Source organism: Enterobacter sp. CPE_E863, assembly GCF_046521465.1.
Classification (GTDB): domain Bacteria; phylum Pseudomonadota; class Gammaproteobacteria; order Enterobacterales; family Enterobacteriaceae; genus Enterobacter; species Enterobacter adelaidei.
Window position 1 is genome coordinate 4,263,120 of the sequence record NZ_JBKFZX010000001.1, and the last position, 14,379, is coordinate 4,277,498.

General features: G+C 55.0%; 7 protein-coding genes and 1 pseudogene. 2 read left to right on the plus strand and 6 right to left on the minus strand.

Features of this window, described 5'->3' with window-relative positions; genetic code table 11:
• Positions 1 to 156 precede the first annotated feature (156 nt).
• Positions 157 to 1,430 (plus strand): annotated as a pseudogene (locus tag ACLHV8_RS21010) (MFS transporter).
• A gap of 60 nt (positions 1,431 to 1,490) precedes the next feature.
• On the opposite strand, the gene ACLHV8_RS21015 reads toward ACLHV8_RS21010, so the two are convergent.
• Both ACLHV8_RS21015 and pdeH read right to left on the minus strand, forming a co-directional pair.
• Positions 1,491 to 3,533, minus strand: coding sequence for an AsmA family protein (locus tag ACLHV8_RS21015; protein ID WP_208594514.1), 2,043 nt, complete (start codon positions 3,531 to 3,533; stop codon positions 1,491 to 1,493).
• A gap of 65 nt (positions 3,534 to 3,598) precedes the next feature.
• Positions 3,599 to 4,372 (minus strand): cyclic-guanylate-specific phosphodiesterase, encoded by a 774-nt coding sequence (gene pdeH, locus ACLHV8_RS21020; RefSeq protein ID WP_028018351.1) that lies wholly within the window; start codon positions 4,370 to 4,372, stop codon positions 3,599 to 3,601.
• 229 nt (positions 4,373 to 4,601) lie between these two features.
• Between pdeH and ACLHV8_RS21025 the strand changes: the two genes are divergently transcribed.
• Positions 4,602 to 5,531 (plus strand): sugar kinase, encoded by a 930-nt coding sequence (locus ACLHV8_RS21025; protein ID WP_208594513.1) that lies wholly within the window; start codon positions 4,602 to 4,604, stop codon positions 5,529 to 5,531.
• Positions 5,532 to 5,585: 54 nt separating this feature from the next.
• On the opposite strand, the gene ACLHV8_RS21030 is transcribed toward ACLHV8_RS21025, so the two are convergent.
• The 4 genes from ACLHV8_RS21030 to bcsC form a co-directional block, all read right to left on the minus strand.
• Positions 5,586 to 7,079: a M16 family metallopeptidase gene (locus tag ACLHV8_RS21030; protein WP_028018353.1), complete on the minus strand. Its 1,494-nt coding sequence runs from the start codon at positions 7,077 to 7,079 to the stop codon at positions 5,586 to 5,588.
• A gap of 227 nt (positions 7,080 to 7,306) precedes the next feature.
• Positions 7,307 to 8,593 carry a dicarboxylate/amino acid:cation symporter gene (locus ACLHV8_RS21035; protein WP_028018354.1) on the minus strand — a complete coding sequence of 429 codons (1,287 nt, stop codon included), beginning with the start codon at positions 8,591 to 8,593 and terminating at the stop codon, positions 7,307 to 7,309.
• Positions 8,594 to 8,752: 159 nt separating this feature from the next.
• Positions 8,753 to 10,759 (minus strand): biofilm formation regulator HmsP, encoded by a 2,007-nt coding sequence (gene hmsP / locus ACLHV8_RS21040; RefSeq protein WP_028018355.1) that lies wholly within the window; start codon positions 10,757 to 10,759, stop codon positions 8,753 to 8,755.
• 119 nt (positions 10,760 to 10,878) lie between these two features.
• Positions 10,879 to 14,376: a cellulose synthase complex outer membrane protein BcsC gene (bcsC, locus tag ACLHV8_RS21045; RefSeq protein WP_410377025.1), complete on the minus strand. Its 3,498-nt coding sequence runs from the start codon at positions 14,374 to 14,376 to the stop codon at positions 10,879 to 10,881.
• Positions 14,377 to 14,379 lie beyond the last annotated feature (3 nt).

Genomic DNA, 14,379 nt, shown 5'->3' on the forward strand with positions numbered 1-14,379 from the left:
AATCTGTGAAGCATTTCATAGACGTGTTTTGGCTGGTCTGAAAATTATCCGCTTTTTGTTGCTTTTATCACCAGCCAACAGCTTTGTTACAGATTGAAATGTCGCTTTTGCTGTGCGTAATATGGCCTTTCGTTCGACAAAAAATAAGAAAATATTATGCAAGCAACAGCCACAACACTCGACTCTGGTGCAGAAAACGTTCCGGTAAATTCGCGCAATAAAGTTGTCGTCGCATCGCTGATTGGCACCGCCATCGAGTTCTTCGACTTTTACATTTATGCCACCGCTGCGGTCATCGTCTTCCCGCATATTTTCTTCCCACAGGGAGACCCGACGGCAGCCACGCTACAATCTCTGGCCACCTTTGCTATCGCGTTTGTTGCCCGTCCGATTGGCTCTGCCCTGTTTGGGCATTTTGGCGATCGCATTGGGCGTAAAGTCACCCTGGTGGCCTCATTGCTGACGATGGGGATCTCCACCGTGGCCATCGGTCTGCTGCCAACTTACGAAACTATCGGCATTCTGGCCCCGGTTCTGCTGGCGCTGCGCTGCTGGCGACCGAGAACGCACCGGCGCGTAAACGTGCGCTGTATGGTTCATTCCCGCAGCTTGGCGCACCCATTGGCTTCTTCTTTGCCAACGGGACGTTCCTGCTGCTCTCCTGGCTGCTCACAGATGAACAGTTCATGAGCTGGGGCTGGCGTATCCCGTTTGTGTTCTCTGCCGTACTGGTGCTGATTGGTCTGTATGTCCGCGTTTCTTTGCATGAAACCCCTGTTTTCGCGAAAGTTGCCGCCGAGAAAAAACAGGTGAAAGTACCGCTGGGCACGCTGCTGACCAAACACGTCCGCGTGACCGTCCTGGGCACGTTTATCATGCTGGCGACTTATACCCTGTTCTACATCATGACCGTTTACTCCATGACGTTCAGTACCGCCGCCGCGCCGGTTGGGCTGGGTCTGCCGCGTAACGAAGTGCTGTGGATGCTGATGATGGCGGTGATTGGGTTTGGTGTGATGGTACCGATTGCGGGTCTGCTGGCGGATAAATTTGGTCGCCGCGCAAGCATGATTGTGATCACCACGCTGATCATTCTGTTTGCACTGTTCGTCTTCCCGCCGCTGCTGGGTTCCGGTAGTCCGGCGCTGGTGATGGCCTACCTGCTGATTGGCCTGAGCCTGATGGGGCTTACCTTCGGCCCGATGGGTGCGCTGCTGCCGGAGCTGTTCCCGACGGAAGTGCGTTATACCGGCGCGTCGTTCTCTTACAACGTCTCCTCCATTCTGGGCGCGTCCGTTGCGCCGTACATCGCGACCTGGTTACAGGCAAACTATGGTCTGTTCTATGTCGGTGTCTATCTGGCAGCTATGGCAGCGCTGACGCTGATTGCACTGCTGCTGACGCACGAGACTAAGCATCAGTCCCTGTAATTCACTGCGGGCTGATGCCCTCACCCCGACCCTCTCCCACAGGGAGAGGGAGAAAGGGAGCTACTTCTTCATCTGTGACAAAATGGTCCGACACTGATTCGCCTCGCCCTCTGACGGCGATATCAACGCCAGCAGCGCTGCAGCCGGGGTAACCAGCGTCGCGAGGGCTGCAGCCACCGCACCGCGCGCAATCAACGGCCCTGGCTTCACACCCGCCTGGGGGTTTTTGAAGGTGCCGCGCACATAAAGCGGCGAGCGCAGGGTGATGATACGAATCCCCTTACTTTCCGGATCGATCGTCAAATCAAGCTGCTCGGAGGCCATGCTGGCAGTACCGGTCACGTTAATGACTGCATTTTCCGTGTCGAAGGCAAAAATCTGCGGGCGTGCCACGCCGTTAACCAGATCCAGATTGGCCGCCGCGCAGTTCACCCGCACCTCGTCGTCACCGAAGATTTGCCCGATAACGTAGTTACCGACGTTCAATCCCAGGATCTCCATCAGGTTGCGGCTCACCAGCCCGTCGTTCATCAGAAGCTTCAGATTGCCATTACTGCTTCCCAGCAGCGCCGCCACGGAATTCCCTACCCCGCGAATGTCGGCATCACCGTTCATTTCGCCGAGGGTTTTCTGCATTAACTCCACGTTCGGCATCAGCGCTTTCAGCTTAAGTCTGCGGGCCTGAATATCGGCTCGTCCCTGCATCGGCTTTTTATCGCCTTCCAGGTGAATGTTCGAGGAAATTGTCCCGCCTGCCATGCCAAACTTCAGCGGCTGCAGGCGCAGGTCGGCATTCTGGAGGAGAATATGGGTCGAAAGATTGCTGATCGGCAGCGTGCTGCCGTGTTCAATTTTGCCGCCTTTGAAGCGTACATCCGCATCCATTGCATTCCACTTGTCGGTCTCAAAGCGTTCGTAGGGCAGCACTTTCCCCGCGGGCTGGAGGTCTTTCTTCACCTCTTTTGACTTCGTACCTTTACCGGAATCAATACCTATCAGCGGGCCTAAGTCGGCCAGACGCAGCTGGCGGGACTCGACATCCCCTTCCAGTTTCGGACGCGGTTTTCCGGTGGTGTAAGTCAGTGAGCCGTGAATATCGCTATCACCAATACGACCGTTGAAACCCCGGTAATCAAATACCGACGATTTTTTCGCGCCGATTTTCGCCACCAGATGGCCGTCGGTCTCAAACGGCGGCGTATCCGGCAGTAATACGCCAGTGAGCTGATACAATTCGCCCAGCGAATCGCCGGCAAACTTCAGCTGCAGATCGACGCCCCCCATGTTCATCGGATCGTTGACCGTCCCCACGAACGCCACGCGGGTGTTACCGGAACGGAAATCCGCCTGCACCGGGAACGGTGTGCCTTCGCTCCGGAGCGCCAGCATGCCGCCTATTTTCCCTTTACCGCTGAGAGGTTGGTCGTTATAGCGTCCTTTTGCTGTCAGGCCGAATGCGTAATCACCCACGTTGACGTTATCGCCTTTCGCTTTGCTGCCAGTCACTTCGCTAAACGGAAGCGGTTTGCCCAGCGGATCAACCAGGATCTGCACGTCAGCTTTGCTGACCTTATCGTCGATGGCGATCCGCCCGCGATCGAAAAGAATATTATCCAGACGGAATGACCAGGAAGAAGGCTGGGCATTCGGATCTTTTTCGCTGTCGCTGGCAAGGTTGAACGTCCAGTTGTTGTTTTTTTCAGAGAGGCGAATCAGCCGCGCGTCGGGCTGCTGAAGCTTGATCCACGGCAGATAGACCGTTTTGGACAATAGCGCTAACGGGGCCAGTGTGGCTTCAACGCGGGGCAGATGCACCATGGTGACATCCGGGATATCTGGCGGGTTGCCGAGGATGATGTCGTCGGCGTGAACATGTGGCCAGGGGATCCAGCTTCGCCAGCCGGTCTCCTCTTTCTGACGTTCCCAAACCACCCCTAAATCACCGCGTATGGCGAAGGGGCGGTTCAGCTCGGTTGAGACTTTCTGGTTGATGGTCGGCTTAAGACGGTTCCAGTCAAACGTCGCAACAATGACGACGAAAACCACGATCAACAACAAGAAAATCCCTGCTACCCAGGAGATTACCCTGGCTGTTTTTGTCATTGTTTTCCCCTTTCCTGATGACCTGTCCTGTAAAACTATAGTTCAGACAAAGGGAAGCTGGCTTATCAGAGGGTCGTTATCACGTTATCGAGGTGATCCATGGGGACCGGGCGAGAGAGGAAATAGCCTTGCGCCGCCGCTGCAGGAGAGTTTTGCACATCACGCCACTCTTCCAGCGTTTCCACGCCTTCAACAATCACCCCCTGGCAATAGCGGTTCATCAGCTGTAATAACAGCGTAAACAGATTCCGCCCTTCAGAGGTCTGGCGCAGCATTATGAACAGCTCGCGGGCCACTTTAATGTAGTCATAATGCACTTCACTCAGGGCAGAAAAGTTCGCCATGCCAGTGCCAAAATCATCCAGCCACAACGGGCCATACTCACATATTGAAGCAAACGAAGAGTCCTGCGGCAGTCGGACATGCTCGACCAGCTCAAAGCGCATCCATGGCAGGGTGGCGATCAATTCCTGCAATTTCGCATTCTGACGCAACGCCAGCAGAGTTGGGCCATCAACGTTCACCGAGGCGAGGATATCATTCTGCTCGAAAAAGGCCTGCTTCGTTGCCAGCATACGGAGCTGTTCTTCCAGCACATCCAGGCGCTGGCGAACGGCAACTTCGGCAAAATAGCGATCCGGTGCGATACGCTGAGAAGGGTTTGATGGATGCGTGACGACGGTCAAAATTTCAATTGCCATCAGCCGACCATCAGTCCGGTAGATCGGCTGATAGGTGTACGCGCGCTCACATTGCAGCCAGTAGCGATGCTCCTGCAAGTTCTCAATACTTGCCTCAGGCGTAGTGCTCAGCCGCTGGATAACCTGCTCTGACTTCATTTCAGATGTCCTGTTGTTGGGATAGCCTTTCTGGACTCGTCACAGGATTATCGGCGCAACAATTGAGAACTTTATGTTCAATTCACGGGGAAAATGAAATTAAGATGACAGAAATGAACAGGAACACGCGCTGGCTCAAACAAAATAATGGAACGTTGTTTTAATATAGTTGACCAGTTAATTCACTCAGCGCAAACTACCGATAATTACTCTGTTCAGGTTCACGACTATGTCCAAAAAAATTGCCGTGATTGGCGAATGCATGATTGAGCTGTCACAAAAAGGCGCGGAAGTCAGCCGCGGATTTGGTGGCGATACGTTAAACACGTCCGTTTATATTGCCCGTCAGGTTGCACCTGAGGCACTCGCCGTGAACTACGTCACTGCACTGGGCACGGATAATTTTAGCCAGCAAATGCTGGACGCCTGGCAGAGTGAACACGTTGAAACCTCGCTGATCCAGCGTATGGAGAACCGCCTCCCGGGGCTCTACTACATCGAAACCGACAGCACCGGCGAGCGTACGTTCTATTACTGGCGTAACGAAGCCGCGGCCAAATTCTGGCTTGAGAGCGATGCAGCCGCGGCCATCTGTGAAAAACTGGCCACGTTTGATTATCTCTATCTGAGCGGGATCAGCCTGGCGATCCTGAGCCCCACCAGCCGTGAAAAGCTGCTTTCTCTGCTGCGCGAATGCCGCGCCAACGGCGGGAAGGTCATTTTCGATAACAACTACCGTCCGCGCCTGTGGGACAGCCGCGAAGAGACGCAGCAGGTCTATCAGCAGATGCTGCAGTGCACCGACATCGCGTTTCTGACGCTCGACGATGAAGACGCCCTCTGGGGTGAGAAACCGGTAGAAGACGTGATTGCGCGTACGCAGGCGGCTGGCGTAAGCGAAGTGGTGATCAAGCGCGGCGCAGATTCATGCCTGGTCGCAGTTGCGGGTGAAGCGGTGGTTGACGTCCCGGCGGTGAAGCTTGCCAAAGAGAAAGTGATTGATACCACCGCGGCGGGAGATTCATTCAGCGCGGGCTATCTGGCGGTACGTTTGACGGGCGGAAGCCCGGAAGCGGCGGCACAGCGTGGGCATCTGACGGCCAGCACCGTGATTCAGTATCGCGGGGCGATTATTCCGCGTGAGGCGATGCCTGTTTAAGTAAGGCGCGGGCTGACACCCTCTCCACAGGGAGAGGGTGTGTTGACGTATTAATTACTGCCCCTGCGGTATATCCGTCGCATCCTGATGTAAATCATCAGTCGTGGTGGCCTGCACCGGCTGCGGCGCGGTAGCCATAATGGAATCCCAGGTCGTCTGAAGTTCCTTCATGTCATATTCCGGCTCGCCTTTTGGCTGCAGCAGGACCAACGCCATTTCCTGCGACAGCTGCTGACGCAAGTCCTGATTTAACATATCGACGGTCAGACCGTTAAGGAAATCCTGGCGAAGTTTCTGGTACTGTTCTGGTGCAATATCCACCACCTGATTTTGCAGGGAGCGAATACGCTGGCTGATCAGGATATCGGTATCGGCGCGAGCGTAGGTTGCAAACAGCTTCTGCAGCTCGAGTTTTTTCTGCGCCACGAGAGCATTGAACTCGTCTTCAGAGAGACCCTCTTTGCGCACTTTCGCCAGCTCTTTCGCAACCACACCCAGATTCGCATTCAGCTTATCGCCCGGCGATTCAACGTTAATGGCACACTGTGCACGCTGGAACAGCACACGACAGTCAAAACCAAGACCGATATTCTTCACACTGTTCTTACTGAGCGTCTGCTGAACGTGCCAGAACAACGCTTCACGCGCCAGATCGGCACGCCAGTAGCGCAACAGCGCCGCGGACTCACGAATTGGCTGCCAGGCGTTATCCCACATGACGGAAAGTCGGTCCTGACGGACGGTGTCCGTCATAATGCTGACGGGTTCTGTACGCAGTGGAGAGAGCGTCGGGACAGGTGCTGGCGTTTCACGTTTGCCTTTCAAATCACCAAACGCTTTGTTGATCTGCTCAACCACCGCGCGGCTGTCCACGTTACCCACTACGATCAGCGTCATCGCATCCGGGGTATACCATTTCTGGTAGAACGATTTTACCTGTTCAGCATCCACCGGTTGTTTCAATGGTTCGGCCGGATCATGCCCAAGCAACGTGGAGCCTTTCAGGCGATAACGCCACCAGCCCTCTTTGGTATCCACAGGCCAGGTCGCCACCATGTCACTGTTGCTCAGGGCATAGTTAACGGTATCCGGCGTAATCGCCAGATTGCCAGAGGCATCGGAGAGATACGTCAAGGCTTCTTTGAGCAAATCGTTGCGGTTATTTGGCAGGCTCAGGTTAAACATGGTGTAGTCATACGAGACAACAGCCGGAGGAAGTGGGCGTTTCGGATCGATGGCCTGTTGCCAAAGAGAACGCACCTGAACCGCTTGCAGACTGCCGCTCTGAGTGAGCGCCAGCCGGGGAATAAAGTGGCTAAACCCAGTTTGCTGGGTGCTCTCCGCGAGAGAGCCGGTATTGACGGACAGACGGATTTCAATACGGTCGCTGGGACGTTGTGGGGTGGCTAAAACCTGCCACTGAAAACCGTTCGCTAATGTCCCTTGTTGCCAGGCCGGGTCTGGCTGGAGCGCATCTGCCTGCACATAACTGGCTGCTGCCATCATCAGCAAACCGCCGGTTAAGAGTCGAATTTTTGTGCCCTGCATGTGAACCCCTGATCAACATTCCTGGTTAAAAAAGAGTGCCTCGCGTCGCGCCTCACTCTTAAAGATGACGATGAAAATACGTCAATTAGACCGCGCGTTCGGTAAAACGTCACGGTCCGAAGAGAAATATACCCAAAAAAAATCTTGTCGAATTATGACAGGTATGAACAGTTATTATGCGCAGGAGCCCGCATTCCGACAAGGGAATACGGGCATTTGTGACAAGTTTAAGAGGTTAAGCCAGGATTTTTGCTGTCGGTTGAACGGTTATTCAGAGTGTCGTCGAGCTTTTTGTGATCCAGCTCTTTCACCCATTTCGCCACGACCACCGTGGCTACGCCGTTACCCACCAGGTTGGTTAACGCACGCGCCTCGGACATGAAGCGGTCAATACCCAGAATCAATGCCAGACCCGCCACCGGCAGGTGGCCCACTGCGGAAATGGTGGCTGCCAGCACGATAAAGCCACTGCCGGTTACGCCCGCCGCACCTTTAGAAGAGAGCAGGAGCACCACCAGCAGGGTAATCTGATGGAAAATATCCATATGACTGTTGGTCGCCTGAGCGATAAACACAGCCGCCATCGTCAGGTATATCGAGGTTCCATCAAGGTTGAAGGAGTAACCCGTCGGGATCACCAGACCGACCACCGATTTCCGGCACCCCAGTTTCTCCATCTTATCGAGCATACGCGGCAGCGCCGATTCTGAAGAAGAAGTCCCCAGAACAATCAGCAGCTCTTCACGGATGTAGCGGATGAATTTGAAAATACTGAAGCCTGTCGCGCGGGCGATAGAACCCAGTACCACGACCACGAAAAGGATACAGGTGATATAGAAGCAGATAATCAGCTGACCCAGCTGCACCAGCGTACCGACGCCATATTTACCGATGGTAAAGGCCATCGCACCGAAAGCACCAATCGGCGCCAGGCGCATGATCATATTGATGATGCCGAAGATCACCTGCGAGAAGCTTTCAATCACATTGAAAATAAGCTGACCTTTACTGCCAAGACGGTGCAGAGCAAAGCCAAACATGACCGCAAACAGCAGCACCTGCAGGATGTTTCCGCTGGCGAACGCGCCGATGACGCTGCCAGGTATTACGTCCAGCAGGAAGGCGACAACGCCCTGATCCTTCGCCTGCTCGGCATAAACCGCGACTGCTTTGGCATCCAGCGTTGATGGGTCAACGTTCATTCCCGCGCCTGGCTGCACCACGTTAACTATAATAAGACCGATAATCAGCGCGAGGGTACTGACCACCTCGAAATACAGAAGTGCCACAGCGCCGGTACGCCCCACCGCCTTCATGCTTTCCATGCCAGCGATGCCCGTCACTACCGTACAGAAAATCACCGGGGCGATGACCATTTTGATGAGCTTAACGAACGCGTCGCCAAGCGGTTTCATTTGTGCGCCCAGTTCAGGGTAATAGTGACCCAGCAGAATACCGATGGCGATGGCTGTCAGGACCTGGAAATAAAGACTTTTAAAGAGAGAGGTTTTCATAAGGTGTCCTTGGGAAGAAAAACCACAGGCTTTGTAAGGTTATGGTTAACCTGCGGCTTTAAAATAACACCCACATAACAGGACAGAAATAAACTCAGTTCAAATTTGAAACACAAATGTTAAGAACTTTGAGCTGACTCGCACAAGCCAGCAACAAAATTACACTTTTGCGTTATTGTCAGGGCCAGAAAGGTATCGTTGTTCAAAGACATCCGAAGGAACAGCAGGGGCAAAAAGGAAGCCTTGTCCGCTCTCCACGCCCGCCTCTGCCAGCCAGACGCGTTGCGCTTCGGTTTCAATTCCCTCGGCAATAAGATGCAGATTCAGGCTGCGCGCCATCTGGATAATGGCCTGCACCATGCTGCTGTCGCCCGGCAGGCCGTCGACAAACGCTTTGTCAATTTTTAGCACATCCACCGGGAGGGTCTTCATGTGCTGAAGCTGGCGTAGCCCGGCGTATCCCATGCCAAAATCGTCCAGCGCAATGCGAATGCCGGCATTGCGCAGCGGCTTCAGGATCGCGACTGCCTCATTAGGGTCGTCAATGCGTCGGCTCTCAGTGACTTCCAGGGTTAACGTATCAGGCTTGATTCGGTAACGATGGATCAGCTCCAGCATCTCTGAAACCATGGTCGGGTGCATAAGCTGCAGAGCTGACAAATTGACCGACAGCGGCAGCGTTACCCCGCGCTCCTGCCAGGCAGCTAGCTGACGGCAGGACTCTTCAAGCACCCAGTAACCGACGGTGACCATCAGACCACAGGATTCGATCCGCTCAATCAGCCCCTCCGGCAACTCCCATGAGCCATCCGGCTGCTGCACACGCAGTAATGCCTCAGCGCTTTTCACTTCTCCCGTCAGCAAGTTCACCTGCGGCTGTAACCAGAGGGCAAACTGGCGGTTATCCAGCGCGGTCAGAATGTCGCTCTCTTCGGTCAGGCGCTGTTGCGCCTTTTCCATCTGTTCCGGGTCGAAGAACTGGATCTGATTTTTCCCTTTGCGCCGGGCGGTAAACGCCGCCGAGAACGCGCGACGATATAGCTGTTCCGCGGTCAAGTCGCCATAGTACATCGCGATGCCGATGCTGGCGCTTGGACGAAGCTGGATACCCTGAACAGGCAACCGTTCATTAATGACAGTGAGTACTTGCTGACCTAATGTGATCGCATGCCAGGGCTCTTTCACACCGTTGGCAATAATGACCAGGTCATAACCGCTGACCTGGGTCAGTACCATGCGAGGAGCAATAACAGACTTCACTTTTTCCACCAGCGTCAGGAGCAGTATTTCGCGCTGGCTCTCCTTGAGCACGCCAGCCGTGTCCTGCAGGGTCTCGCAGGCGACGACCATCAGCGCCGTGGTTTGCTGACGCGCAACGGTCTGCTCCAGCATTGCCATCAAAAAGGCTTTATTGGGAAGCTCGGACACCGGGAAGCGGGTGGCGCTGTTGCTTAACTCATCCTGTTGGCGCTGGATTCGCTGCTGATTGAGGTTATAACTGCGCACCAGCATACCAATTTCATCGTCATGATGAAGACGCGGTACCTTCAGTTGATGACCCATCTGGTCCTGCGGAGAGAGCGTGTTCAGCTCCCGGGCAATATGGCGCAACGGATGGACGATCAGCCGGTTGATACACCAGGTCAGCGCGACGCTCAGAATGAGCGTCATAAGTAAGCAAGTGGTCACTAACGTAACTACCCAGCTCATGACGAACTTATACATGCGGTATGAGTCCGCCTGTAAGACCAGATAGGCCAACGGCTGCGGATTAGCAGGACGCTCAAGCGAATAGACCGGCAGTGAAATCTGCACCGGCAGTTCAAACAGGCGCATCACCATCATTGGGACCGGGCGTTCCGGGATAAAGCTCATCCGCAGCGCCTGGAACTGGTTGGGCAATACAACATCGGCCCGGCTCACAATACCGGCCGGCTGAATGCGTTTCAGAATGGTTTCCGCTTCGGGAATATCCCCTTTCAGAATAGAGGCGGAGAGCGGGCCTCGCACCGAGCGGGCGATACTTTCTAACTGCGAAGCCGTGTTATAGCGATTCTGCTGTACAGAATGAAACAGCAAAATTACGCAAAAGAGCAGGACAAACAGCATGGTGACGGCAGACACCATCGCCATCTGTTTGATCGTTAAAGAACGGCTGACACGCAAAATGACTCTCCACAAAACTCGAAGCGCAGGGCGCACCAGGGTGTAAACCTGGCGCGCCTGAGTATACCCGATTGCTACGCTATTAAGAGAGACTTACAAATGGATTAAGGAAAATCCGATTACCAGTCCGCGTAAGGGATAAGCGGCTGCGGCGGTAAGTCCATATCGCCCTGCCAGCCTGCAGCAGAGTAGCGTACATACAGCAACGCATGGCTTGGGGTATAGTCTTTCGCTTGCTGAATATCCACGCCCATGCCTACAAACCAGTTGGAGGTCACCCGGCGTTCGATAATGGCTCGTGCGGTATAACCCGTACCCGAAGAGCTGCTGCCCGTTTCGGGATTATGCTTATCGGTATACATCGGGTCACCATTGGCATCCACCTGGTTATCCGGGATGAGACTCTGGATAGGATAACGCATGCCGTCTTTGGTTTTTGAGTGAGACCAGGATACCGAGCCACCCAACTCCCAGGACCAGTTTTCCGTGCGTTTACGCCAGGTCACCGGCAAGGCGAAGGAGACATACTCCTGCGGGCTGTAGTAGCCGCCCTGACCCAGAGAGTATCCGCTCAGATCTTTATCGTAGTGCCACAGCATGTTGGAGACGCCGACCGTCAGGCGCTCATTGTTTTGATTAATCAGCTTGTAGTAGTAACCCGTCATCCAGCGGACGCGCCAGTTATCTTCCACATTTTTCCCCGTCAGCGTTTCCGCATTCAGGCTCGACCAGACGCCGTTCGCCTCACCTTTGTCATAGCTGATACTCACACCACCACCCGTAGCGCGTACGCCACCCCACGTGGTGCCGGTATTTGTGTCCTTTTGCCCGCCAAAGGCCAGCAGAGAGCTGGAAATTGGCCGGCGATGGGCGTTAACGGTATAGCCGATAGGCCCCAGATCGCTGCTGTAACTGACACCACCCACCACGTCGACGACATCAAAGCCCATTGGCGTGGTACCAATATCCATCGCCCAGGTTTTATTCTGCCAGCCAACGGCGACGCTCGCGCCATTGTCTGACTGATGGGTGTTGCCACTACACGGTGTTGCAGAACAGGTACCCCAGGTCGGATCGTACTTCCCGTCCTTCGTCTCAAACGATCCGGCGTCCATATTGACCAGATCGCTGCGGAAGAACATACGTCCATCAGAGAGCGGGGCATCAACCTGCAGCATGGTGGTGTGCGCTTTCAGGTCAGAATAACCACCCGTACCGCTGGAGCCCCAGTAATCATGTTGCAGTGTGACGTTAACATCCTGCTGGCGGTACAAATCACCGGCATCACTGCGCACGCCGCGCTTCAGCCAGTCATCTTTTTCGTCATTACGCGTCAAACGGGTGAAGCTGTCGTTGTCGGTCGGGCGCGTTGTCGTGATGCCAGACGAGACCATCGCATCTTTATAGGTATCCAGCGCCTGCTGAGGCTGGCCGTTTTGTGCCTGGAAACGCGCAGCATCACGTAACACCAGCGCGTTTTCCATGGAGCCGGGTTGCGATTTCGCCTGCGGGATGATTTTGTTGAATGTTTGTTCTGCGGCAGCGGAATCACCCAGACCGGCCTGCGCCATCGCAATCCGGCGTTGCATATTGAGCGATAACGGCTGACCATTTTGTGCGGCTGGCAATTTTGCCAGCTCGGCGCGCGCGGCATCCTTGTCACCTTGCGCACTGTAAATTTCAGTCAGACCGAGAAGCGCATCCTCGTTCTGCGGCTCACGCTGCAACACGGCACTGTAAGCCGTTTTTGCCTCATTAAGATCGCCGCGCTGCTGAGCCCAGTCTGCCAGGGTTAAGTCAATACGAGTGGAGGTCGGTTGCTGGCGGAGGAGATTTTCTGCCTCTTTCTCTTTGCCGCTGTCGCGCAGGCGGTTGGCGGTTTCCAGCACCTGGTTGCTTTGCAGGCGGTCGGCCAGTTCCTGAATGTTGCTATTCCACTGGTTACGCGGAAGCGTGTCCAGATGCGCCAGGGCAGCCCGGTCCTGATCGTTTCCGGAAAGATACAGCCCGCTGGCATACACCTGATCCGGGTCAGACGGTTTCTGGCTGGCAAGCTGACGCATCAGGGTATCCGCCTGGCTACGCTGGCCCGCGCTGTAGAGATCGCGCGACAGTCGGTATGTTATCCACACGTCGCCAGGAGAGAGTGCCAGACGGCGACGCTGAATTTCTGCTGCCTGGGCGTATTTACCCTGATTCTCCAGCTGTTCTGCCTGGGCTGAAAGCTGCTCGTTGGTCAGGCTACGTTCAATATCATCAATGCTCCGGCGTTGGCTGGCAGACAGCGACTGGATAAACTGCGAAGCTTTCTCCGGCGACTGCGCGCGGTAAATATTGGCCAGTCCGCGAACCGCATTGCTGTTGCCGCTATCCATACGTAACGCCTGGCGATAATAACGTTCTGCCGCGTCGTTATCTTTACGCGCGGCTGCGGCATCTCCCAGCCCCAGTACGGCATAACTGTCGGTATTGTCTATATTGCGCGCCTGCTGATAGTAACGCTCTGCCTGCGCCGGGTTATTCGCCTTCAGCGCCGCATCCCCCTGCTGGATCAGCAGCCAGTAACGGTTGACCTTCAGCAAACTGTCCCATTTACCCCGGTTATCACTCTGCGGATCGAGGGCAATCGCCTTTTCAAACTGTGCCACTGCGCGGGCGCGATCGCCTTTCTGGGAATAAGCCTGCCCCAGGGCTCCCACCGCCTCACTGTCGGCATGGTTGGCGCTGACGGCTTTTTGCAGCTCAGCTACCGCCTTACCGCTCTGTCCGGCATCCACCGCGGCCAGCCCTTCCGCTTTCGCACGGAACGCCGGGTCAGCAAGCTGTTTTTGTTGTGCTTCAAGCTGTGAGCGTGCCGCCGTGACATTATCCCCGTCGCTGAACACGCTCAGATATTTTTGCAACGCGCTCACGCTGGCGCTGCTGGCAGGCTGGCCTTTTATCTGCTCATACCACAAATCTGACGCCTGATTGCGGCCATTGGTGGATTTGGCCATTTCCTGCAACACCGCAAAGCCTTCATCGCGCCGTCCGCTCTGGAACAGAAGCTGAGACAGCGTCGCCTGCAGCTGCGTATTTCCGGGGCTGCTGGTATTTATTTTCTTGAGCTGGTTAATCGCTGCATTACGGCGGGCAGGATCTTTCGCCACGACATTCCAGTATTCCGTCGCCAGATCGCCACTCGGTGGGTTGCCGTCAAACAGCTTGTCATAGGCGGCAATCGCCTCCTGAGTGTGCCCCGTCGTAGCAAGCAATCTGGCCTGCTGTAGCTGCTGGCGGCCATCAGGGGTGGAGAGCAACATCGTATTACGTGATGACTGATAAACACTGGAGCCCGGTGCGATCCCTTTCAGACGATCAAGCTCTTTTTGCGCACCAGCGGTATCACCCTGACGAAGCAGGTAACGAAAGCGTGCGGCGATGACGTCAGGGTTGTTCGGGTCAATCAGCTCAAGGCGATAGAGTGACTGTCGAACCAAATCCTCACGCTGAGTTGATTCACCCAGCCGAACCTGTTCCAGCAGTTGTCTCTGCTGCGGAGAGTTAGCGGCCTGAGCCAACGGCATCAATGCCAGGCCAAGCGATAAACTGAGTAGATTTACTGTGAACTTGCGCATTCC

Coding starts and splice junctions, on each gene's coding strand:
- bcsC (WP_410377025.1), bottom strand. CDS start 14,376: ATGCGCAAGTTCACAGTAAATCTACTCAGTTTATCGCTTGGCCTGGCA.
- ACLHV8_RS21015 (WP_208594514.1), bottom strand. CDS start 3,533: ATGACAAAAACAGCCAGGGTAATCTCCTGGGTAGCAGGGATTTTCTTG.
- ACLHV8_RS21030 (WP_028018353.1), bottom strand. CDS start 7,079: ATGCAGGGCACAAAAATTCGACTCTTAACCGGCGGTTTGCTGATGATG.
- ACLHV8_RS21025 (WP_208594513.1), top strand. CDS start 4,602: ATGTCCAAAAAAATTGCCGTGATTGGCGAATGCATGATTGAGCTGTCA.
- ACLHV8_RS21035 (WP_028018354.1), bottom strand. CDS start 8,593: ATGAAAACCTCTCTCTTTAAAAGTCTTTATTTCCAGGTCCTGACAGCC.
- pdeH (WP_028018351.1), bottom strand. CDS start 4,372: ATGAAGTCAGAGCAGGTTATCCAGCGGCTGAGCACTACGCCTGAGGCA.